The organism is Bradyrhizobium sp. Ses1 (assembly GCF_059512365.1).
Window position 1 is genome coordinate 1 of sequence record NZ_JCAMOQ010000155.1, and the last position, 1817, is coordinate 1817.

The following is a 1817-nucleotide window of genomic DNA, read 5'->3' on the forward strand; positions in this document are numbered from 1 at the left end:
CCGCACGAAATTACTTCGCTGTCGTCGCTATCGCCGCAACTCTGCTCTGGCTAAGATAACTGTCCACGCGACCTAGTCGAACAAAGCTCGGCCAATCAGATGGCCGAGCAGAGCGCGCTAAACTTTAGTGGCCAAACAACAGTGGGCAGGGACTGCGGCTCGCGGTCCCTGCCCTTTTTCGATTAGTGGGCCTGCTAGACTAGATTGGCCTCACCAGCGACGCCAGTGCCGACGGTGCCAGTGGCGATGGCGATGGCGCCAGCCCCGGTGAGGATGCCAGTGGCGACGATGTCCATGACCTCCATGCCCATGACCGCGATGCCCGTGACCGCCATGCCATTGCACCTGTTCGGGCTTGAGCTTTTCAACTTCATCGCCGGTGGAAACCGCAGGATGGGCATCCGGGCTGGAAGGCCGCCGCGCGTCTTCGCTTAGTGGCATCATCGGCGCGGCTTGCGCGGTTGCAGCAAAGGTTGCCACACCTGCGGCAGCGCCCAATGCAATCTTCAAAAAGTGGCGGCGTTCCATGAACATTGTCCTTTTCTTGCTCAGCATGTGATGCTCGAACAGTGTTGCCGCCGTGAGATGAATGCCCGCTGAACTTTGCGCGTGCGCTGGGCGCGACAAAAAGCGCCGCGGCAATCGCGCGCGCCTCTGCATCCGCGGACTCGCCACGATCTTTTTTTGCCGGCACGATGCGACCAAAATGGACGCTCGGCGTTAACCGGGTCAGCTCCAATTCCGAAGGAGAACGCCATGGCGGCAAAGGCGCGACCGACTCCAGACGGGTTTCACACCGTGACGCCTTATCTTATCGTGGAGGGTGCCGAGAAGATCATCAGCTTCCTGGAGCAGGCGCTGGGTGCCCGAAAGCACCACGAGCCGACCCTGCGGCCCGATGGCACGATCATGCACGCGACGCTCAGGATCGGCGATTCCATGGTGATGATTGCCGATGCCTGCGAGCACGCCAAGGCCATGCCCGCCATGCTCTATCTCTACGTGCCCGACGTCGACACCGCCTACCGCTGCGCCATCGAGGCCGGCGCGACCTCGATCATGGAGCCGGCGGACCAATTCTACGGCGACCGCACCGGGGGCGTGAAGGATGTCGCCGGCAATAGCTGGTTCTTCGGCACACACATCGAGGACGTCGCACCCGACGAACTGAAGAAGCGCGCGGCGGAGATGTTCAAGAACCAGGGCAAGGCGGCGTAGGCGCGACGCGGCGATCAGGCCGCAATCTCCTCCGCCAACACCAGCACCTCACGCGTCCGCGTGACGTCAGGCCAATCGCGGTTGAAGTCGGCAATCAGCCGCTTCATCTCCTCGCCACCAACCGCACGCTCTAGCGAGGCCTGGTCGGCAAACTGATAGGTCGCCAGATGCTGCGACGGATCGGTCGCGCTCCAGTGCCGCCACGCCTTCTGCGCCCGGAACGATTTCAGCGCATCCGGCAAATGCGCGCGCGAATACCAGGCGTCGAAGGCAGCGCGTTTCGCGGGGTCGGAGACGGTGGCACGGACGATGAAAAACGCAGTGGGCATGTGATCCTCCGTACATTTTGTAGGGCGGATTAGCATCAGCGTAATCCACCGCAACATAACCGCGAGCATAGATGGCGGATTACGCTGACGCTAATCCGCCCTACGGCATCATCACAACGGCAGATTGTCGTGCTTCTTCACGGGGATCTCGACTTTCTTGTCCTTGAGCATCGCCAGCGCCCGCGCGATCCGGCGCCTTGTCGAATGCGGCATGATGACGTCGTCGATGTAGCCGCGCTCGGCGGCGATGAAGGGGGAGAGGAAGCGGTC

Annotated in this window: 4 protein-coding genes; 1 reads left to right on the forward strand and 3 read right to left on the reverse strand. The window is 62.0% G+C overall.

Annotated elements, in window-relative coordinates; all coding sequences use genetic code 11:
- Positions 1-194: 194 nt before the first annotated feature.
- Positions 195-368: a hypothetical protein gene (locus AC5ZG5_RS46045; protein ID WP_456647233.1), complete on the reverse strand. Its 174-nt coding sequence runs from the start codon at positions 366-368 to the stop codon at positions 195-197.
- 388 nt (positions 369-756) lie between these two features.
- On the opposite strand from AC5ZG5_RS46045, the gene AC5ZG5_RS46050 reads away from it, so the two are divergent.
- The gene (locus AC5ZG5_RS46050; protein ID WP_456647234.1) at positions 757-1218 is read left to right on the forward strand and encodes a VOC family protein; all 462 of its coding nucleotides are present in this window, start codon (positions 757-759) and stop codon (positions 1216-1218) included.
- A gap of 14 nt (positions 1219-1232) precedes the next feature.
- Here the strand turns inward: AC5ZG5_RS46050 and AC5ZG5_RS46055 are convergent, their stop codons facing one another.
- On the reverse strand, positions 1233-1547 hold the full coding sequence (locus tag AC5ZG5_RS46055; RefSeq protein ID WP_456647235.1) for a hypothetical protein: 315 nt from the start codon (positions 1545-1547) through the stop codon (positions 1233-1235).
- Positions 1548-1658: 111 nt separating this feature from the next.
- Positions 1659-1817, reverse strand: a 159-nt coding sequence (locus tag AC5ZG5_RS46060; protein WP_496165561.1) for a carboxyl transferase domain-containing protein, incomplete at its 5' end; no start/stop codon positions are given.